This window comes from Granulosicoccus sp. 3-233 (assembly GCF_052681095.1).
This window is the reverse complement of record NZ_JBQYLE010000004.1, coordinates 55915-77035: the sequence shown is the minus strand read 5'-3', so window position 1 is coordinate 77035 and position 21121 is coordinate 55915. Positions and strand designations below refer to the sequence as shown.

General features: G+C 57.5%; 12 protein-coding genes. 7 read left to right on the top strand and 5 right to left on the bottom strand.

Going from position 1 to position 21121, the window contains the following annotated elements; all coding sequences use genetic code 11:
• Positions 1-16: 16 nt before the first annotated feature.
• Positions 17-2671, bottom strand: coding sequence for an autotransporter outer membrane beta-barrel domain-containing protein (locus ACUNV4_RS12275; RefSeq protein WP_430878846.1), 2655 nt, complete (start codon positions 2669-2671; stop codon positions 17-19).
• 190 nt (positions 2672-2861) lie between these two features.
• Here ACUNV4_RS12275 and ACUNV4_RS12270 point away from each other — a divergent pair, with 190 nt between their 5' ends.
• Complete coding sequence (locus ACUNV4_RS12270; protein WP_430878845.1) at positions 2862-5270, top strand: caspase family protein; 2409 nt, start codon at positions 2862-2864, stop codon at positions 5268-5270.
• Between the two features lie 88 nt (positions 5271-5358).
• Here ACUNV4_RS12270 and ACUNV4_RS12265 read toward each other — a convergent pair whose 3' ends face one another.
• Entirely contained in the window at positions 5359-6594 is a 1236-nt protein-coding gene (locus ACUNV4_RS12265) for a dipeptidase (RefSeq protein WP_430878844.1), read from the bottom strand.
• A 425-nt stretch (positions 6595-7019) separates the two neighbouring features.
• On the opposite strand from ACUNV4_RS12265, the gene ACUNV4_RS12260 reads away from it, so the two are divergent.
• The 4 genes from ACUNV4_RS12260 (at position 7020) to ACUNV4_RS12245 (ending at position 15625) form a co-directional block, all read left to right on the top strand.
• Entirely contained in the window at positions 7020-9692 is a 2673-nt protein-coding gene (locus ACUNV4_RS12260; RefSeq protein ID WP_430878843.1) for a PAS domain S-box protein, read from the top strand.
• 143 nt (positions 9693-9835) lie between these two features.
• On the top strand, positions 9836-12505 hold the full coding sequence (locus ACUNV4_RS12255) for a PAS domain S-box protein (RefSeq protein WP_430878842.1): 2670 nt from the start codon (positions 9836-9838) through the stop codon (positions 12503-12505).
• A 103-nt stretch (positions 12506-12608) separates the two neighbouring features.
• Complete coding sequence (locus tag ACUNV4_RS12250; RefSeq protein ID WP_430878841.1) at positions 12609-13637, top strand: metallophosphoesterase; 1029 nt, start codon at positions 12609-12611, stop codon at positions 13635-13637.
• Positions 13638-13969: 332 nt separating this feature from the next.
• The gene (locus ACUNV4_RS12245) at positions 13970-15625 is read left to right on the top strand and encodes a bifunctional diguanylate cyclase/phosphodiesterase (RefSeq protein ID WP_430878840.1); all 1656 of its coding nucleotides are present in this window, start codon (positions 13970-13972) and stop codon (positions 15623-15625) included.
• Between the two features lie 66 nt (positions 15626-15691).
• Here the strand turns inward: ACUNV4_RS12245 and ACUNV4_RS12240 are convergent, their stop codons facing one another.
• Positions 15692-18508: a PAS domain S-box protein gene (locus tag ACUNV4_RS12240; protein ID WP_430878839.1), complete on the bottom strand. Its 2817-nt coding sequence runs from the start codon at positions 18506-18508 to the stop codon at positions 15692-15694.
• Positions 18509-18993: 485 nt separating this feature from the next.
• Between ACUNV4_RS12240 and ACUNV4_RS12235 the strand changes: the two genes are divergently transcribed.
• Positions 18994-19398 carry a YbaN family protein gene (locus ACUNV4_RS12235; RefSeq protein WP_430878838.1) on the top strand — a complete coding sequence of 135 codons (405 nt, stop codon included), beginning with the start codon at positions 18994-18996 and terminating at the stop codon, positions 19396-19398.
• 305 nt (positions 19399-19703) lie between these two features.
• Here ACUNV4_RS12235 and ACUNV4_RS12230 read toward each other — a convergent pair whose 3' ends face one another.
• A complete protein-coding gene (locus ACUNV4_RS12230; protein WP_430878837.1) occupies positions 19704-19904 on the bottom strand; it encodes a hypothetical protein in 201 nt (66 codons plus the stop codon).
• Between the two features lie 221 nt (positions 19905-20125).
• On the opposite strand from ACUNV4_RS12230, the gene ACUNV4_RS12225 reads away from it, so the two are divergent.
• Positions 20126-20437, top strand: a complete 312-nt coding sequence (locus ACUNV4_RS12225; protein WP_430878836.1) for a cupin domain-containing protein — start codon at positions 20126-20128, stop codon at positions 20435-20437.
• 127 nt (positions 20438-20564) lie between these two features.
• Here the strand turns inward: ACUNV4_RS12225 and ACUNV4_RS12220 are convergent, their stop codons facing one another.
• A complete protein-coding gene (locus ACUNV4_RS12220) occupies positions 20565-20951 on the bottom strand; it encodes a YybH family protein (RefSeq protein WP_430878835.1) in 387 nt (128 codons plus the stop codon).
• Positions 20952-21121 lie beyond the last annotated feature (170 nt).

Below are 21121 nucleotides of genomic sequence, written 5' to 3'. Positions count from 1 at the left end.
GGGTGGGTCGAGCGCATCAGAAGTTGAAACGCGCGCCAAACTTCAACCAGTATTGCGTGGTGTAGTCATGCGCCAGCTGGGATTCGTAGAAGACAAACAGGCTGCGAAAGCCGGGCCAGAATATGCTGGTACCCAGCCCGTAGTTGACGTAGGAGGCGTCTCGTTCATTGCCTTCGATACTGAAGACAGTACCTGTCGGGTCGTGCACAAAGCGGGCGCTGATGTCGTCCTTGTCGCTTTCATTCTCGAACTCGCCCTCTACCCACAGTTGAGGTACCAGTACCACGCGGGACGTGCTGACCGATGTCGATACCTGCACGCCGGCCGATACCGTGGTGGACTTGATCGAATGCGAGCCGATGCTCAGAACCGAGCCAAAGCCCCGGCTCTGGCTGGCGGTGGTTTCCGTGTAGCCATCCACATCGGCGGATGTGGCCGTTGCCCGTAGATAGGGACCGAATTCCCATTGCTCTCGCTGAAACTGTTTGCCAAGCCCGATGGTCAGTGAGGTCAGGCGGGCATCGGTGCTGCCATTGGCAAACAGGGTCGGTCGGCCTGGCAGGTTGATCCGTCTGACGCTGTCGTAGCTGTTGTCCCCGGATTGCAGTACAAGGTCCACATAGGCCAGATCGCGATGGTACCAGGTGCCGAACAGGGTCAGGAAAATGCCCTCGACATCCAGGCTGTCACTGTCCGAAGTGAAGTCGGTCTGCGAAGAGGCGTAACCGATACTGCCGCCCAGTACCAGACGTGTGGAGAGCCGGTAGTCAGCTCCCAGGGTGATGCCTTGTGTGCTGAAATCGGCCCCTTTCTGTTGATTGGTTCTCTCGGTCTCGCCAACCGACAGTCTGCCATTGACGAATACGCCAAGCCGTGGCGTGCCGCCGGGCAGACTGTTCTCGACGTCGCTGGCTGCCAGTGTTCTCTGTACCGCATTGAATACAGCGCCGGGTATATACTGATCCTGATAGTTCAGGCTGAAGCCGGACAGATCCACGCCGCCACCGGCACCGCCGCGCAGGGCGTTGATCCGGTTGTAGACATTGGTTACCTGGATATCGGACATCTCCACGCTGGAGTCGGCCATGGCAAAGGCCTCTTCCGGCATCAGTCGGTTGATGGCTCCTGCCAGACCGGCCTCACCCACTTCATCATTCAGATCGTCACAGGTTGCATCCAGATCGATCTGGGCTTCCGTCAGGTCTTCGTCCACAGCCTGCAGGCGATCCAGCTCGGCGCAGGCGTTGTCCAGTGCTCCACCCGTGCTGGATTGGTTCTTTGTGAGCCCCGTGCCTGTCAGAAAGCCCGAGCGAACAATGAAACGAACGACATTGCTGGCAAGATCAGGTGCTGCCGGTGGGTCGATCTTGCTGTTCGCCGTGGCTGTCGATGACCTGTCGGCATTGTTCGACGATGCTGCCATTGCGCTTTCTGCCGTGGGAGGAGATGCGGCGATGATCGGGGCGACGTCGGCGGTGGCAAATACCTGTATGAAGCCTCGCGCCAGTACCTCGCTGATGAAATTGCTGCTGATGCCGTCCTCATCGGTAAACGTGACCGTCTGGTTGAGCAGGGCCGCGCCTTCCGGAATGACGCTCCATTCCACGCGAGCGCCGGCAGCAGGTTGTCCCAGCGCACCCTCGCTCACACTCAGTACCAGATCATCACCTTCATCCCCCGGCACCAGGTTCTGTTCATCGCCCGCCAGCACCGCCGATGTCAGCTCCTGTGGCGCGTCATCTGCCAGTATCTCGATGGCTACCTGCCCGTTCTGCACGATGGCATTGGCGGGCAGGGAACTGGTATCGAGCAAGACCAGAATCGTTTCCGCGATTTCATTCTCGTCGTCGACGAATATGTCGATCAGTGCATTCCTGACCCCGGTTTCGCCAACGTCCCAGCTCAGTTGCGAGCCGGATACGAATGCAAAGTCCACCCCCTCGGTGGCGCTGGAGGAGCTGCCGATGCTCAGCGACAGGGTCAGAGAGTCCAGGCCCTCGCAGCATGGATCGGCAGAGCGAGTCACGGAGATGGGGACTCGGGACCCTTCGGCACTGCTGGACACACCGGTGCTGACGTCGAAGGTCTGAACGATCTCGGTCTCTTCGGTGGTGGATTGCAAAAGAGCAGAGGTATAGAAGATTTCTGCATTGTCGGTGGTAAAGTTGACTCGTTCGTACTCGGCAACCAGTTGCACGGAGCCCGTGCCGGGCGACAGGGCCGTGAAAGTGACTTCCGCCGAGCAGAATTCATCAATGGAACCGCATGTGTCGATGAAGGACCATGAGCCATTGTCCGTGTCCAGCGTCGATGAAGACGTCACGAGATTGCTGTCCGATGACAATTGCCCATCGGAAGTCACACAACTACCCTGGCAAAGATGTAGAGAAAGCAGTTCCTCCGAGCCTCCCGAGTCCGACTGGATGGCAATGATTCTGAATGAATGGCTGGTGTCGGGGGATTCACTCGATACCTGGAAAGTCTGTGCCGCGGGAAGGATGAAGGAGGATCCGTCCTGCGCAATGGCTGCTGGCAGACACCAGACTGTCAACAGAAGGGGCAGGTAGATCGACAAGAAGTTGCCGCAGCGAGCCCGAATCTGATTCTTCCCGACAGGTCTCGGTGTCGCTCCAGTGTGATGACAAGGCTCGTCGATGAGTGGGATTCGCATGGCAGTTCCCTCGCTGTCTACATCATGGACCTGGCCGGATTGGCATGCATTTCCCTGTGGAAATACGGAGAAACGCCGTTCAGGTGCATTGACAGAACACCACCCTATGCTTATTGCCATGGCCGGTCAATTGAACAAAAGGCGAGTTTGTCCAATACTGGCAGACCCATGAATAGCGGATGCGGTGATCATGGCCAGAAACGTTTCGCCACTCACCTGTCTTGTACTGGTGTGTCTGTTGTCAGCCTGCGGTTCGACACCGCCGCCCGTGATCGAGCTGCCTCCGGGGGCCGATGTCAATGAACTGCTCCCGGTGGACTGTCTGTTGCCGGGTCGTGTCAGGCAATTGGGCAAGGGCCGAATCTACCAGGAACCTCACCGCCCGGTAAAAACCACAGCGAATACCTGCGCCATACGCGGTGGTGACTTCGTGCGCTACGACCGTGCGGATTTCCGTACCTCCCTGAATGTCTGGCTGCAGGCGGCCAAGGACGATGACCCCGAGGCGCAGACCTATGTGGGGGAGATCTTCGAAAAGGGCATGGGCGTCGAGGCCGACTTTGCCGAGGCCGCGCGTTGGTATGGTCTGGCCGCCGCTCAGGGGCACGACAGGGCGCGCATCAATCTGGGGTATCTGTACGAGACAGGGCTGGGTGTGGAGAAGGACGTGAGTCGGGCGCTGCAGTTGTACCGTGAAGCCGCAGGTCTGGACGGCGGTACGCTGGAGTACGTGACACATGCCGATCTCGCTGTTCGAAAATCGCAGAAGACCACCCTGGACAGAACGCAGGCCGAGCTTGATGAGGCGCGTCAGCGCTTGCTCGAGATGGAGAAAAGCCATCAGGAGCAGCAAGCTGCATTACGCCATTCGCAGCAGAGTCTGCGCCAGCTGCAACAGGCTGCTGATGAACAACGCAAAGTGCTCGCTCGGCAGCGTCAGGCGGCAATCACTGACGATCGTCCTCTGAAGAATGCTCTGATACGCGTGGAACAGCTCACGGAAGAGCTGGCAAGGGCGCGAGACAGTGAGAACAGGCTGCAAGGGCAAATGACGCAGTATCGTGACAGTGAGGCGACACTTCTGGCACAACTCGATCAGTTGCAGCGCCGTCAGCAAGACGTCGCCTTGCAGGATGCGCAGAGTATTCGTGAGCAGCAGGATCTTGCTCGACAGCTGCAGGAACTGGAACAACGGCGTGAGGAGGCTCAGGCCGGACTGGATGCGCAGCAGGCAGAAGTGCAACTCCTGGAGCAGCGATACCGACAGCAAACAGCGCTTCATCAACAGGAAGTGGATGCTCTGCAACAGCAGTTCGGTGCCAGTGCTGCCGAGTCGGCACGCAAGCTGGCCGAGCTGGAAGGAAAACTGGCCCGGCGAGAGCAGGAAATCGAGCATCTCGAGCAGAAGCTGAGCATCACCGGACAGGCTCTGCTGACGGCAACGGTGGTCGAGGACATTCCCATGGCCGATGCCGTCAGCCAGGTCAGTTACGCTGGCCTGCGTATCGAGCTGGTCAATCTGCGAACCGAGATATTGCGCAATGGAGCGCTGATTGCCTATTTGCCTGATGCCTCGCATCAGCAGGTGATCGGTCAGATCCAGCCCAGCCATTCACTATCGCGGCTGCAGATCAACCAGAATACCCACCCCTGGGACAGTGACGGTGTGTTCAACTATGACCGCCAGGGCAGCGATTTTCTGGATATCGTTGCGCAGGACTCGGCAGAGGAAAAGTTTCAACGCAAGTTCCAATTGCGCGAGCCGTTTGTGGCAAGTGCATCCATCACCTCGACGACCGTCGAGGAGCGATCACCTGGATCACAGCTCGATACTTCGCGGACTATCGATTTTGGCGATTATCACGCTTTGATAGTCGGCGTCGGTGACTATCAGCAATTCGGACCTCTGCATCATGCCACTGCGGATGCGCAGCGAGTGGATCACTTTCTGACCAGGGAGTTCGGGTTCAGTACGCGGTTGTTGATCGACCCTGGCAAGGCGGAACTGCTGACCCGATTGGGCGAGTATCAGACAAGGCTTGATGAACAGGATAACTTCGTATTGTATTATTCCGGGCATTGCAAACCGGCATCGGCCTATGCGCCTTCCTACTGGCTGCTGCGCGATGCGGACCCTGTCAGGAACGAGTCCTGGTTGTCCCTGCCTTCGCTGGTCAGCATCATCGACGCCCTGCCGGCCAGAAACGTCCTGCTGATCGCCGATGCCTGCGCCCCCGAGACACTGACTTCCACCGCTGTGCCGGTGCCGTTGCAGGAGCAGGGGGATGAGGAACAGACCCTGTGGTACCGGAAGATGGTCCAGGCAAGAGTGCGCAGCGTGTTGTCGTCCGGTATAGCTCTATCCTGGTCGACGGACACGGAGGCAGTACGCGAGTCACCGTTTACCACGGCCTTGCTCGATGCCCTGGATACATCGGGGGATATCGTCCCGGTGAGCCGCCTGTATGCCGCCATCCGAGAGGCATCAGTGAAACGCTTCAGGCAGATTCTGTCGCGGGCCGATGTTCGCTATGCACCCATTCGCCACGCCGGTCACGAAGCTGGAGAATTCCTGTTTGTTCGTCGGGCTTCACGATGAAGCAAGGCAGATCGGCCGTCGGTGAGCGCTGACGCAGAGGCCTGACTGCCGCCTCTGCGCCTTGCCGCCGGTCGTCAGCCGGACTCGCTCATGAGTTCTCTGCTTGTGCCTGTACATCACGCAGCACACGCAACAGATTGCCTCCCCACATCTTGGCCAGATCATCCCGGGAGTAACCGCGCTGCAACAGGGCCGCCGTGACGTTGGGCGAATCTGCTGCACCGTCCCAACCCTCGACGCCGCCGCCACCGTCAAAGTCGCCGGAGAGGCCGACGTGATCGATGCCGGCAACCTCGACCGCATGATCGACATGGTCGAGGAACTGTTCCAGGGTGACGTCTTCGAACTCCTGGCGGATTCTGGCCACTTCGCGTGTGTAGTGCGTCAGTTGTTCCGGAGACGCGGCGCGACGATCAGCGCCAGTGACAAGCCCGAGTTCTTCTCGCAGTTCATCGATGGCCGCAGAGATCTTGGGGTCCACCGCTGCCAGATAGGAGCGAAAGGCGGTGATATGGGCAACACCGCCGTCGTCGCGGATGGCAGCAAGCTGTTCATCGGACAGTCCCCGCGCATTGGCGTAAACGGCGTATACGGTCGAGTGCGAGGCGATGATGGGGGCTCTGGACAAGGCCATGGCATCGGCCGCTGTTGTCGGCCCGACATGGCTGATATCCACCATGATGCCGTGATCGTTGAGCGCTTCGATCAGCACGCGTCCGAGTTCGCTGAGTCCGGGGTCCTCACCATCACCACGTTGCAATGACGGGTTGGACGAGCCTCCGAACTGGTTGTGTCCGAAGTGTGTGATGGACGCGTAGCGAGCGCCGCGCTCGGCCCACATGGCAACTGATTGCCTGACCTCTTCAGGCGTATTCCCGAGCGGCGAACTGTTCTCGATACCGATCAGGGCGGCCAGCATGCCTTTTTCGTTCAGGGTTTCGACCTCATCGGAAGTCTTTGCAAGACCGATGGTGCCAGTGTTGGCGCGCAGCATTCGCAGAATGCCGCGATACTTCTCCTCGGCAGCTTCCACCGCTGCGGCATGACCTTCGTCGTTCAGTTCACCTTGTGGTGTGTAGACAATGAAAAAGCCGGCGTCGAGTCCTCCCGCGCGCATGGAAGGCAGATTGACCTGAGCTCGATTCAGAACCGCAGGGTCCAGTGCAGGTGTGCCGTAGCCTGCTCCGATGTCTATATGCGTATCCAGAGTCAGAATGTCGTCGTGTATCGACATGACGCTGGAGTCGGTGAGTGGAACCTGAGCGAGTGCCGTGCCGGCCACGGCGACAGCCGATGTGGCTAGAAGGCGGGTGATGACTTTCATGGCCTGTCTCCAGTGATGGGGAACGGCGAAATGCCGTAACCCTCAAAGGCATCGTACAAGCAAATGCGTCATTGTGCATGCAGGGTCGGCGTCAGGTTCTAACGACGGCATTCCATCTCGTAACCGGGACTCGAAGCTCGCTACCTTGCGCAGTCGTCACGCGCTGGAGAGTGTATCCGGCTTCCCTCGGCTATCGCGTGTCACCTGTTGGTCCGTGGCGTATTGGCGGGATTGGTTATACTTTGTCACTATCATGCATGACCCCCGTGCCGTCATTGCCGACAAGCTACTCGTCATGCTTGTTGTTTCAGCTCGTGGGGTACTGAAAATCATGACTTTTCAGCCAGTTGAGTGAGGTATGGGAATCTTCTGATGCCCGCATCTGCCTGAGGTCCAGGTCGGATTACGTGTCGAGGGAATCGGTCGTGAGAAGCAAGAAGTCACTGAATACCGTGATAACGACTCTGGTGCTGGGTGCAGGGTTGGTGCTTCTGGCGGTATACCTGCTCATTTCTCATGAGCACAAGAAGCGCCAGCATCGGCAATCGGCGGAGCAGCGGCTGGCATCCATCGGCCCTCATGCCGCGGACATGGCAGTGCGACTGTTGCAGTTGAATGAACTCGGCATTCTGGACATGGAGTTGCAGTCCTTGCGCAGACTGCAGGATATCGATCACGTTGTCATCGTCGATGACATCGGCAAGGTGCTGCATGCCAGTGATGCAAGGCTGCAAGGCCTGCCCCTGCAGTCTACAGACCTGGCGTTGGCAGCGACGCTGATAGCCGTCGGGCATGATGCCGCCGCGGATCGATCCGTGTTCGGGATGGATGATAGTCAGCAATTGATCGGTATCTTCCCGTTGCTTTCGGCCGATTCGGATTCCACGAGCCATTTCTCGCCAGCTGCTCATGTCGCCATCAGCCTCGATCTGGAGGGCTCCTATCTGCTTCTGTCCCGTGAGTTGTGGGTGCAGGGGCTGGTGACTGCCGTGCTGCTGGCAACGGTCGCGGGTCTTCTCTGGTACGTGCTGCATCGAATGCTGATGCTGCCACTGCAAAGGATCGTGCAGACGACCCGAGCCATTGCAGGCGGTGATTTCAGCGCGCGCAGCAATCTGGTGTCAGCTAATGAGCTGGGCGAGATATCCGCCAGTCTCGACTCTCTGGCAGTGTCCTGTCTGGAGCAGATCGAATTGCAGGAGCTGCACAAGCGCCTGTCCCATCTGGTGGATGACATGGTTGATGAAGTGTATGTCAACGACGCTGAAACGCTTGAAGTCCTCAACTGCAACAAGGCCGCCCAGAACAATCTGGGCTACAGCGCTGAGGAGCTATTGGGGCTGGGGCCCTGGGATTTTGTCGTCGGGCATTCGGAAGAGAGCTTTCGCGAAGCACTCCAACCTCTGCTTGCAGGCCTGCAGACGCACAGGGATTGCGAGTCGATGCATTTCCGCAAGGATGGCTCCTTCTATCCAGTCAGGTCGAGAATACAATACATGGCGCATCAGTCGCCCCCGGTGCTGGTCACGATTTCGCGAGACCTGTCGGAACTCAGGGTGCAGGAGGAGAATGCGCGTCTGCGTGAGCGCGCCATGGCGGCGGTAGGCGAAGGTATCATCATTACCGATGCCGGAATCGACAAGCGGCTCATTGTCTATGCCAATCCTGCAATCACCGAGTTGACCGGATACAGCGAGGAGGAACTGCTGGGCAGCAATATCGACATTCTTCGCAGAAACAACATGGATCAACCTGGTCTGACCGTATTGAACGAAGCACTGTTGAGAGCCGGCTCCGCTCAGGTTCAGCTGGATGCAACCCGCAAGGATGGTAGTGCCTATGTCGCCGATGTATCCATATCACCGGTGTTCAACGCCTCTGGAGAGCTGACTCACTATATCGGCATTCATCGCGATGTCACGCAGCGACTCGAGACGGAAGAAAAACTGCATCAGGCTCAGAAGATCAAGGCTATCGGACATCTATCGGGCGGGCTGGCACACGATTTCAACAACCTGCTCAGCGTGATCGTCGGCAATCTGGAACTGCTCAAGGTGGGTATCAGTGATGAAGCCCGGCTGGCAAGGATAGAGGGCGCAGAGAATGCCGCTCATATGGGAGCTCATCTGACTCGCAAGCTTCTGTCATTTGCCAGCCGTCAGCGGCTGGCGCCGGTGGTGACGAACCTGAATGACCATATCGGCAATGCGCTGGCGCTGTTGGCTCCAACCATTGGTGAGACGATCTCACTGAACGAGGAACTGGCTCCGGAGTTGTGGGACACCCTGACGGACCCGGGCGAAATAGAAACAGCTGTCATCAACCTGACGATCAATGCGCGCGATGCGATGCCTCACGGTGGCACCATCATCATACGTACAGCCAATGTCGACGTGGAGGCTGATGACGCCATTGAACCGCTGGACGTGAAAACCGGACAGTACGTCAGGTTGTGTGTCATGGATGACGGCTCGGGCATCAGCGAATGGGCGCAGGACAGATTGTTCGAACCGTTCTTCACGACCAAGTCGGAGGACAAGGGCAGTGGTCTGGGCCTGTCCTCGGTATACGGCTTCGCCAGACAATCCGGTGGTTGTGTGAAGGTGTCATCCACCGAAGGCGTCGGGACGTCCGTCAGCGTCTATCTGCCCAGGCATGTCGCGAGCGCTGGTCGTTCACGTCCCCTGTCCCGGACTGCCGAGGCGACGGCGCGTTGTCTGACTGGTCTGAAGATTCTGGTGGTGGAAGACAAGGAAATGGTGCGTCAATTGACGGTTCAGCAACTACAGGCTCTGGGGTTCGAAACTCTGGAGGCAGAAAACGGAATGGAAGCCATCGGTTTGCTCCAATCCGGGGCAGAGGTGGACGTGGTGTTGTCCGATGTCGTCATGCCAGGCGGTATCAGCGGCTACGACGTGGCGCAATGGGTGCGCCAACACCGCCAGGACTGTCACATACTGCTGACCTCCGGTTTCAATGATTCGGCAGACAAGCAGCACGAAATGCCTGTTACCGAACTGCACGTACTTCCTAAGCCCTATCGTATGGAGGACTTGCGCAAGACTTTGCAGGACGTCATGGACTGTCAGCCTGTGTGATCTGGTCGGATGGCCGGTCCGGGAGAACCCGTTGTTCCGACAGTTGTGGAATACTGGCCCCATGACATCCCGAGACGCCATTGCTCTGGAGAACAGATGGTGCCTGCCGAACTGCCGTGGTCCAGCTTCAGGGAGCGATGATTGTGAAAGACAAGTGGTCACTGAATACGGTTATTCCGCTGCTGGTTCTGGGAGCTGGTTTCATTCTGCTCAGCTTCTATCTGAGTATTTCCTACAGTTATCAGAAATCCCAGTTTCGACAGTTGTCGGAACAGCGACTGGCCTACATGGGGCCTCGTCTGACCGACATCACCCAGCGAATGCTGGCCCTGGGAGAGGATGGTCTGCTCGACGCGGAAATGGAATCCATGCGCCATATGCCGGATGTCAGTCTGGTTGTCGTGGTCGACGAGGCCAACACCATACTGTACTCGAGCGATGTCGAGTTGCGAGGTAGCCGGCTCGAGTCCAGCGAACTCCATCGCGCAGCAGTGCTGATCGAAGAATCCGGCGGTATTGCCAACCGGGTTCAGAGTCAGTCGGACGGAGCACGGCAGATGCTGGGCGTATTCGCCTTTTCCGCGCCTGCCGGGCAGGCAGGGAGCGAGGTGCCCGTTGCAGGTCATGTGGCCATCAGCATCGATCTGGAGGAGTCCTACAAGCGATTGCTGGTGACCTTGTGGTCACAGGCCTTGCTGGTCGCTCTGTTACTGACGGTTGTGGCGGGCCTGCTCTGGTACCTGCTGCATCAGGTGGTGGTCAAACCATTGCGAAAACTCGTTGGAACGACACGTGCCATCGCAGCAGGGGATTATACGGCTCGTACCAACCTTGCCTCCAGCAATGAACTGGGAGAGATCGCCGCCACGCTGGACTCGTTGGCGCTGTCCTGTCTGGAGCAGGCTGAGATACAGGATACGCACCGTCGTCTGTCCCGCCTGGTTGAAGACATGGTTGATGAGGTCATCGTGTGCGACATGTCCACGCTCGAGATCATCAATACCAATCGGGCCGCTCAGAAAAACCTGGGATACTCGGCCGACGAACTGAGCACCATGATGCCCTGGCAGTTTGTCACGCACCACACGAAGCAGAGCATGCTCGAGATGATCCAGCCGCTGCTCCAGGGCAGCAGCAGTCACATCGATTGCGAATGCCGCCACACCCGCAAGGATGGAACCGGTTATCCGGTCAGGGCGCGCATGCAACTCATGGAGCACCAGTCGCCTCCGGTGCTGGTGACCATTGCACAGGATCTGAGTGAACTGCAAACTCAGATAGAAAGCGCGCAGTTGCGAGAGCGGGCACTGGCAGCGGTGAGCGAGGGCATCATCATTGCCAATGCCGGTAAGCCGGGCCGGACCATTGTCTACGTCAATCAGGCAGTGTGTGACATGTCCGGCTACAGTGCCGAGGAATTGCTGGGTCAGAGCACCGACTTTCTGCGCAAGAATGCCATGAACCAGCCCGATCTGCTGTCGGTCAGGCATGCGCTGGAGAACGCAAAACCTGTCAATGTCATACTGGATGCGACAAGAAAGGATGGCAGCAACTACAAGACGGAAGTTTCCATATCCCCGGTGTTGAATGCCGCGGGCGAAATGACTCATTACATCGGACTCCATCGAGATATCACGCAACGACTCCTGGCTGAAGAAAAGCTGCATCAGGCTCAGAAGATAAAGGCCATCGGACAGCTGTCCGGAGGCCTGGCTCATGATTTCAACAATCTGCTGAGCGTGATCGTCGGTAATCTGGAATTGCTCAGAACCGGCGTCAAGGACAGTGCGCAGATGGCGCGCATCAAGGGGGCCGAAAACGCAGCGCACATGGGGGCGCACTTGACTCGTCGGCTGCTGTCCTTTGCCAGTCAGCAGCGACTGGTGCCGTCTGTGACCAATGTCAACGACCATGTTCACAATGCCATGGCTCTGCTTGCCCCGACGATCGGAGAAACCATAACTCTGCAAGAGGAGCTGGAAGACAATCTGTGGCAAACCCTGACAGACCCCGGAGAGATAGAGACTGCTGTCATCAATCTGACGATCAATGCCCGGGATGCGATGTCTCAAGGTGGCTCCATCACCATTTTCACGTCCAATGTCGTGCTCGATGGTGAGGTGATCGGGCGAGAGCAGCTGGATCTGGAGCCGGGAGAATACGTGCGACTCTGTGTCATGGACAATGGTCCGGGCATCAGTGAATCAATACAAGGGCGGATATTCGAGCCGTTTTTCACCACGAAACCTGAAGGCGAGGGTGGTGGTCTCGGGCTGGCATCCGTATTCGGCTTTGCCAAGCAATCAGGAGGTTGTGTCAAGGTGAAGTCGACGGAAGGTGGCGGCACCCGCGTCAGCGTCTATCTGCCAAGACACATACCGCAGAGTTCTCCGTCCAGTTTGCCGGACAGTGTTGTCGAGGATACCTGTCGATGCTTTTCGGATTCCAGGATACTGGTCGTCGAAGACAAGGAGACGGTGCGCGACCTGACGGTTCAACAGCTGCAGACCCTGGGCTTTCAAACGCTGGCGGTGGAAGATGGCATCAAGGCACTCGAGTTGCTTCAGTCTCGACATGACTTGGATATCGTCCTGTCGGATGTAGTCATGCCCGGTGGCGTCAGTGGTTATGACGTGGCCGACTGGGTGCAGACCAACAGACCCGAGTGTCGGGTATTGATGACGTCCGGGTTCAGCGGTCCGGCCGACAGTGAGAACCGGCCTGGTGGCGGCGATCTGCACGTACTGCAAAAACCGTATCGCCTGGATGATCTGCGCAAGGCGCTGCATGATGCCCTTGGTTGCTCGGTCTGAACCATCCTTCGGGGGATGCCGAATGTCACCGCAGACATGATATTTTAGCGCCACCATTCAGGGCGCGACAGCATCAGTGAACGCACTACTCCGAATTCTCACCATGGTCGCAGTACTGTGGCTTGTCTTCATTGCCCCACCGGCAACGGTACTGGCATTGCTCCAGGGGGCCGCATTCCATGCGGGTTGGTTGAGCAGTCTGATGTTCATTCCCTTGCCGCTTGTACTGCTGATCGTGGTGTTCCGTAGTTCAAGCGCCGGCATTCGCTGGTGGATTTTCCAGTATCTGGGTATCAGCGCAATCGGCTTCTCGGCGGCTCTGTGCGGGGCACTGTTGTCACTGCTGATCGATCACGCGACGGCAGGTTGGCTTGCAGTCTGTCTGTTCGCGATGTTTCTTGCTGTCGCTCTGTACGCTGCGCATCGCATTCACCTGACGCCGCTGGAAATCATCAGCCCCAAGATCCGCAGGCCTCAGCGACTGGTGCAGATCAGCGACGTGCATATCGGATCGAGACGAGCGGCCTGGCTGCGAAAGGTGATTGATCTTGTTAGTGCACAGCAGCCGGACATGCTGCTGATCACCGGCGATCTGATTGACGAGAATGTCTCAGCCGACTCGCTTCTGCCACTGGCCGGGCTGGATTTCCCGGTCTTCTACTGCAGTGGCAATCACGAGCGTTATGTCGATTATTCCAAGGCGCTGGATATCATTGCCGGTCATGGTGTCACCGTACTGAGCGATACCGTCGCCGTTGTCGATGACATTCACATTCTGGGCGTGGAGGACAGGCAACATGTTCAGCAGGCACAGGAGGCGTTGAATGCGCTCTGCGGCTCGTCTGAGTCAACCGATACTGCGTTCAGGATACTGCTCTACCATCAACCGGACCTCTGGTCGGCGGCCATTCAGCACGGTATAGACCTGATGTTGTCCGGTCATACACACAAGGGGCAGATCTGGCCTTTCGGTTGGCTGGTGCGTATTCGGTATGCGCATGTGGCAGGGCATTTTCGCAAGGCGCTCAGCCATCTGTTCGTTTCGCAGGGAACCGGTACCTGGGGGCCTATCCTGCGCTTCGGCACCCGCTGCGAGATGACGGTCATCGAACTGAGACCACAGGTGTCCTGACGGCTACGGGTCCTGGCAGGTGTGTTGTGTTGTACCCGTGGTATTGCACTTGATCATGGTTGTGGCGCGCTCCAGTTGACACGGTTCTGACGGTGCTCGATCTCGACGGCGACGTTCGCAGGAGGACAGGGCAGTGGCAAGGTTCGTGCTCGGCGATAATGGAATCCATCAGCGGTGCCAGCGACGCTGTTCGGCAGCATGAATGACAATGTAGATATATTTGCCGATATTTGCGCGAATTCACGCAATCAGTTGTCGTGCTCATGCATTTCGGAAGTGGCGTGGTCGCTATCTGTCTTAACGAGGATTTTCCCGCGATAAGCCCAGGACGTATGAAGGATTTGTCAGCTCAGAAGCTTAGCCACTCGGCGGAGTACCCCATCTTCTTTCCCTGTGCCTTGATGCTTGCGTTGCTGACGTTGGCGTCCTGGCCACATCTGACCGGCACAGCGGGCCTCAGCTGGCTACCGTCCTTCGATCATGCTCAGGCGCTCGCGTCCTATGGTTCGATACTGATAGTCATCGTTCTCGGTATCAGGTTGTTCAGGTTGACGTCGCGCCTGCAGGAACTGGAAACCGCTCGTGGTGTGGACAACCATGCTGCGCTTCACGATGCGCTGACCGGCGCAGCCAACCGGCGGCAGTTCGAGAACCGATTGAGCCAGCTTCTGGAAGACGGTACACCCTCGCATACCTTGTTGATGATCGATCTGGACCGGTTCAAGCCGATCAATGATCTGTACGGTCATGCGGCCGGGGATGCATTGTTGCGCGAAATCACCCAGGGTTTCAAACGACTGGTACGCCGTGATGATCTGGTTGCGCGTCTGGGTGGTGACGAGTTCGCCATACTGCTGCCGGGCATATCCAGCAACAAGGCCGAGAAGAGTGCCCTGGATGTCTTGAGCTTTGTCATGAAATATCGCCTGACCTGGGAAAGTGAACGACTCAGCGTCGGAGCGAGTATCGGTCTGGTCAATATCAATCAGCCGGGACTGGATGCCGCGACATTGCTTGCTGCTTCCGATGAAGCTCTGTACGCAGCGAAGGAATCCGGGCGAGGAGCCATCTATGCTGCAGACCTGTCTGCCGAACCGGGTCAGGAGACCACGTTCCGGCGAATCAACGCCGATATCAGTGTGGCTTTTCGCGGAAAACGCAGCCATGAGCCGGAAGACGGACGGAAACAGGAAGCCAGTGCACGGCTGATGACCAATCTTGTCTGTGATCATTCCGACGACCGTCGTCGGGTGCATGGCGCACGTCGACGCCACGATGTCCGTCATTGGGTCAGTATGGAACCAAAGACCGTGGGAGACGCACTCACGCCGGGCATCCTGATGCGTGAACTGATCGGAGATGCGATCGCCAAGAACGATGGCGGTGCCGATTTCGCCAGATGGGTCATGGCGATGGCGCTGAGCGCAGCATCACGTCTGAGTCCGGCGGAAGTGGGGCGCATCCATTTCGTATTGCCTGTGCCCGCGCGTGCCTTTGTCATCGTGCCGACTCTGGTGGATGAGCTGCTGCGCAGCAATGCCCTGTCACGAGTCCCCATTCGCCACATCACCTTCATACTCCATGGTGTGGAAACCGTTTACGATTCGCCGGTATTGAAGGAGGTACATCAGCGCCTCACTGCCAGTGACTTTCGTCTGGGCTTCGAGATTCGCGCAGACAACCTGGAAGTGATGGCACCACTGCGACATGTTCCGTATGCAGAAGTGCATCTCGGGCGTGAGCTGATGAAGAAGCTGCGTCCCGGATCGTCAGATAATGCAACTCTGGACGCATTGTTGGCCATCACGAAATCTGCGGGTGCCTCGCTGGTGTCCTCCTGTGTGGATACACAGGAAGAAGCCGAGCTGTTGACCAGCAAGGGTGTCAGGCGTTTCGCAGGTCCGGTATCGGGCACCCCGCAGCCCTTGCATGAGGTGCTGTCAGGCTTGTCCAGTCCGAGCAAAGCTCAGGCTCATGCGCTGTGCTGACCATCATGAAACCCGGTGAGGGCAAAGACTCGTTGAGGCTGTCAACAGGCGATCCTCGAGAGATGCTCAGGCATCGCTGGGTACTCTGGCAAGAGCTTCATTGACCCTCTGCTGCAACTCGGTCATCGAGTAGGGCTTCTGCAGTACTCGAAGCAAGTCCATGTCGACATCTCTGGCTTCAGCGGTCTGTTCATTGTATCCGGATGTCAGCAGAATCGCGCATTGAGGCAGATGGGCTTGAGCCCATCGCGCTACATCCACACCTGACATGCCGCCTCCCATCACGATATCGGTGAGGATCAGATCGAAGGCCGGGTCGGACTCGAGTATCCTGATGGCTGTGGGTCCATCATCTGCCTGTTCGGTGTCATAGCCCAGCACGTGCAATCGCTTGACGGTGAGGTCTCGCACCATTTCGTTGTCTTCAACGACCAGTATGCGACTGATAACGCTGCTCTGATGTTCGGCAGGGGGGGCTTTTTCCTCACCGGCGCTGGCAATCATATCGCTATAGCTGGGCAGATAGACGTGGATGACCGAACCATGATCCAGGTCGGAATGAACATGCACATCTCCTCCAGACTGTTGTGCGAAGCCATGGATGGATGCCAGTCCCAGGCCCGAGTTGGCATCCTTGGTGGTGAAGAATGGCTCGAAGACCCGAGCTTTCACCGCATCATCCATACCGCTGCCGGTATCCGACACTGACAATCGTATGTAGTCCCCCGGCGGCACGCCGACCGCCTCGTCATGACCTGCTTCGGTGATTCTCAGGTTCCTGGTTTCAATGGTGATGCTCCCGCCCTGCGGCATGGCATCGCGGGCATTGATGACCAGATTCACCACGGTGTTCTCGATCTCGCTGGCGTCTGCAAGAATGCTCCACAGGTCGTCGGACAGATTGGCTGTCAGGGAGATGTCTTCTCCGATGGTCGAACGAAGCAGTTCTATGGCCCCCAGAACATGCTCGTTGGCATTGAGCACTGTGGGCTCCAATTGGCCCTGCCGGGCGAAGCTCAATAGTCTGCGAGTCAGCCGAGCGCCCATCTGTGCGGCACTCTCTGCCCTGGAAAGATAGTCGCGATGACGTTCGTCCGTGATTCCCATGCTCAGGAATTCGATGTTCCCGGCGATGACACTGAGAAGATTGTTGAAGTCGTGCGCAATGCCTCCTGCCAGCTGGCCGACGGCTTCGATCTTTCGTGAGCGCTGCGACCACTCTTCCGTTTCGAGCTTCAAGGTCACATCGCGGTTGATGCCGATATAGTGAGTCAATTGTCCGTCCGTGCTGAAGACCGGGGAAAGAGACAGGTCGTTCATGAACTCCGAGCCATCCTTGCGGGTGCTCTTGAACAGCACCTGTACCGATTCGCCTTTTTCCTGGGCAGCCTTGATCTGCAGATGCTGCAATTGCTGGTAATTGTCTCTCTGCAGAATGCCTGCACCCTTGCCAAGCAGTTCGTCGGCTGTGTAGCCCGTCATCTTGCACAGGGTCTGATTGACATAGACCAGTGGGTTGTCTTCCCGGGTTGCGTCAATGATGGTGACGCCGACATCCACCGCTTCGATGGCTCGTTCGCGTAGTCGTACACTTTCTTCCTGCCGATGCCGCTCACTGATATCCTGAATGATGGCCGTGAAAACCGGAGGGTTCTGAGTTGCCATGAATTGCAGATGGACGGAAGCCGGATAGGTGCTGCCGTCCTTTCGTCTGTGGACGCTCTCGAATGCATGGTATTCGACCTCACCGGATATCAGTGACTCGACAAGATCCAGAACGCTCTCCGGGGTCATTCCTTCGACAAAGTCCCAGGGGAATAGCTGCTGGGATTCTTCGATGGTGTATCCCAGATTATTGCGTGCGGCGCGATTGGCATTCAGGATCTGGAAGCTGACTGCATCACAGACGTAGATCTCGTTGGAGGAATCCTCGACAATCTGTGCCAGTCGATTCCGGCTGGCTCGCGCCTGTTCACGTTCCTGCCTTGTTCTGGACAGGCGGATGGAACGGTCTTCCGCCAGGAATCGATCCGAGACGTTGCGCATGACGCCCACCAGGTTGCCGATATTACCGGTTGTATCCGTGACCGGTGATATCGTCAGGTCGTTCCAGAATTCAGAGCCATCCTTGCGATAGTTCTTCAGGGTGATCTTGCAGGATTCTCGCTGCGCAATGGCGGCGGCCATCGTGGCGGTGGTAGCAGGATCGGTGTCCGGGCCTTGCAGAAACCTGGGACTCTTGCCCAGCACCTCTTCCTTGGAGTATCCCGTGATCAATTCGAATGCCCGATTGACGTAGGTGATGGGATTATGCGGCAGCGTGGCATTGGTGATCATCACGCCGTCCAGAGTCGCTTGTTCTATGATGCTGTCGATCGCGTTGACCCTGGATGTCAGGCGGTCATCGAATAGTAAAACAACGGTTCTGGCCAGCTGGTGCAGGCCATCTCTCTGCTGCTCCGTGAGTCGCCGTGGATTCGTGTCAACGACACACAAGGTGCCCACAGCATGACCGTCGGGTGTCACCAATGGGCAGCCAGCGTAGAAGCGAAGACCCAGGGAGCTGGTGACAAGCACGCTGTCTTTGAACTGTTCATTGAGGCGCGCATCTTCCACCTCCAGAATTTCATGGGGCTGCAGGATGGCCTGATTGCATAATGTATGGTCTCGCGGCAAGGTTGGTAACTGCATGCCGACACAGGACTTGACCCAGAACCGTTCTGCGTCGATCAGAGCGATCAGTGCGATGGGTGCTTCGCAAAGGTTTGCGGTGGCCTGTACAAGACTGTCGAGTACCGCATCGGAGGGTGTATCCAGAATGCCATAGCGCTCGAGTGCGGCAACCCTTTCAGATTCGTTTTGCGGGCGTGGTGCTTTATTCATGGGACCCCGACTGCCATCAGTAGGGATGGTCTTTTTCTTACGGTTCCATATCAACTTTACCAACCGTTGAATCTGTGGTGCATCGCTATGCCCTGGCTCGTCGGCTGCGATCCTGTCGTGCAGTTTAACGAACCCGGTGGTGGTCTGTCCATGCTGATCAAGGCATGCGGAGGGCTTTTTGCCTGCATCTATCGGATGGTGTGCCGATCAGGAACCGGTGCCTAGTCCCGCTATCGGCCTATCGGTCATCGGTCAACGCTTCGGTCTGACAAGTCAATGAAATTCCGGCGTTATAGTACCGTATCGACAGTGGCCATGGCATTGTGGGGAGCTCTCGGGGACAATGATCTGCGAATGCAGCGGGTATGGCGCAATGCGTGCCTGCTTGTGAGAAGGGGTGGACAGGACTAGCATATCCAGCGTCAGTGGACCGTGCTGGCGGCAGGCGCTCTGCAAAGGGCTCATGTTGCTGCTGGCCAATGGCCTTGATCAGTCATCCTGTCTTCTCCGGAGTTCATCGAGTGGAGTTTTCCCTGAAGATCATTCTCTGGAGAGCATTGGCATTGACGTGTCTTGCCCTGGGCATTGCGGGTATCCCGTTGCCCGTATTGCCTACCGTACCGTTTCTGATTGCCGCTGCCTGGGCGGGGGGCAAGGGCTGGCCTCGACTGGAACAATGGCTGTTGACGCATCCTCGCCATGGTCCGGCCATTCAGCGTTGGCGGGATCGCCGAGCAGTGCCACGTCGAGCCAAGGTATTTGCCGTGGGCATGATGTCAGTGAGTGCCCTGATCATCCTGCTGAGTTCGGCAGCGCTTTGGGTCAAGTTCATGGTGCCTGCCCTGATGCTGATGGTCGGTGTCTGGCTATGTCGGCACCCGGAGTACTGAGCCGGATCGGGAGACTTGCTCGAATGCGTTCTTGCTGTGCTGACAAGCAAGTCCGCCATTCAGGCGGTACATTGTCAAGAGTGATCCATGGATGGCATGAAGTGAGGGCACTGGAACGGGGTGATCCCATCAGAGACAGAGTGCCCGAGCGGCAATGAGTCTTGTCATGAAATGCAAGTCTGAAACAGATGGAGACGAGTAGGCAACTGCCAATCGGATCGAAACAGCGGGCTGATCCGGCTTGATTTCAAAGAAAGCCGATCCATGCAGGGTGAGCGAATGAATTGGAGATAGCTTCATGCCATTCAAAGCTGCGTCGATGCAGGAGTTTCCGGAGAGACTCCCTGCTGCGCAGACTCCTGGTGAATCCAGCGTGAAAATCGGTGAATCATCGGATCCTGCCGACGCGTCTCCGGGTAAGCGACCGAGTAGATGGAATACGGCATCTGTATGGCAGTATCGAACAATCTGACAAGTCGCCGGTCCTGCAGTGAACTCCGGGCCATGGCATCGATGGAAAGCGCTACCTCTACACCCTGTTCAGCAGCAGTGATTGCAAGTTAGCAGTGTGGGAAGGTCGGACCACGAGGAAACACCGGTGGTTCAGCACCGGCACTCTGATACCACTCGGTCCAGCCGTCCATGGTTTCAAGGTGGATCAGGAGCAGTGTTGACTCCGAGGGTTCAGGCTGCACCGAGCGGCCCCACGGAGCACAGGGGTTTGTCCGTGGAGCTTTTGGCCGAACTGTCGCCCTCCACATTGCAGGCGACCATCGGGCTCGCTGGTTATACGATGCGCATGCGTTCTGTGGAAATCGCGCCCAATGGACAGATTGCCGAGCACAGCCACAAGGATCGACCAGGTATCGTGACAGTCGTGCAGGGAGAATGGATCGAGGGTCAGCCTGCCGGTGAGAGAACCTTCACGTCTCAAGGCTACGGCACCTTTCCTGAAAATGAAGATACCGTGCACTGGGTCTACAATCGCAGCGATGCGCCGGCTAGAGCGTTGGTGTGCGATATTGCCAAGGCGGAGTGAGCGGAATCTGCTTCGCGGTTCCAGGGGGAGGCGTTCGCTGCTCCGGTCATGAGATGTTTCAGCAATCCGTCATTAACTGCAAAGGTGGAACCAGCGGCTTGCTTTCGTCGACAAGGGCGAGGTGAGCTCAACCCAGATTCGGTGGACCATAGGGGCAGTCGATCAGATAGCCCCAGCCGCCGTTGTCCAGCCTCTTGGCCACCTCTGTCGATTGTCCCTCCGCCAGGATGCTGCCATCGGGGGCCACTACGCTCCAGTTGGCACGAAGCAGGGCAATATCACCGATGATGACTTCACTGAAAACCTCACTCCTGATCTCCGGGCGCAGATCCAGGAAGCCTTCGAACGCGGCGCGCGCTCCGGCTATTCCAATACTTGGTGGCTGATCCGGAGGAAAGAATATCTGACAATCCGGGTGGAACATCGACGTGATGCCGTCGATATCTCCGGCTTGCAGGTAGGCGCTGACACAATGGGCGATGTCACGAGGCTGATGGGCTATATGGGTGGTCATGAATGAATGTCCTGAAGTTCGCAAGAAATTGTGTGGGCGAGCCGTGCATGAGTTGTAATACTCGTGTTGGTCACGTATTGGCTCGAACGGCTCGAACGGCTCGAACGGCTCGAACGGCTCGAACGGCTCGAACGGCTCGAACGGCTCGAACGGCTCGAACGGCTCGGAAC

Bases quoted from the DNA above. Each gene is read 5' to 3' on its own strand.
- ACUNV4_RS12275 (WP_430878846.1), bottom strand. From the start codon at position 2,671: ATGCGAATCCCACTCATCGACGAGCCTTGTCATCACACTGGAGCGACA.
- ACUNV4_RS12270 (WP_430878845.1), top strand. From the start codon at position 2,862: ATGGCCAGAAACGTTTCGCCACTCACCTGTCTTGTACTGGTGTGTCTG.
- ACUNV4_RS12265 (WP_430878844.1), bottom strand. From the start codon at position 6,594: ATGAAAGTCATCACCCGCCTTCTAGCCACATCGGCTGTCGCCGTGGCC.
- ACUNV4_RS12250 (WP_430878841.1), top strand. From the start codon at position 12,609: ATGGTCGCAGTACTGTGGCTTGTCTTCATTGCCCCACCGGCAACGGTA.
- ACUNV4_RS12245 (WP_430878840.1), top strand. From the start codon at position 13,970: ATGAAGGATTTGTCAGCTCAGAAGCTTAGCCACTCGGCGGAGTACCCC.
- ACUNV4_RS12240 (WP_430878839.1), bottom strand. From the start codon at position 18,508: ATGAATAAAGCACCACGCCCGCAAAACGAATCTGAAAGGGTTGCCGCA.
- ACUNV4_RS12230 (WP_430878837.1), bottom strand. From the start codon at position 19,904: ATGGCCCGGAGTTCACTGCAGGACCGGCGACTTGTCAGATTGTTCGAT.
- ACUNV4_RS12220 (WP_430878835.1), bottom strand. From the start codon at position 20,951: ATGACCACCCATATAGCCCATCAGCCTCGTGACATCGCCCATTGTGTC.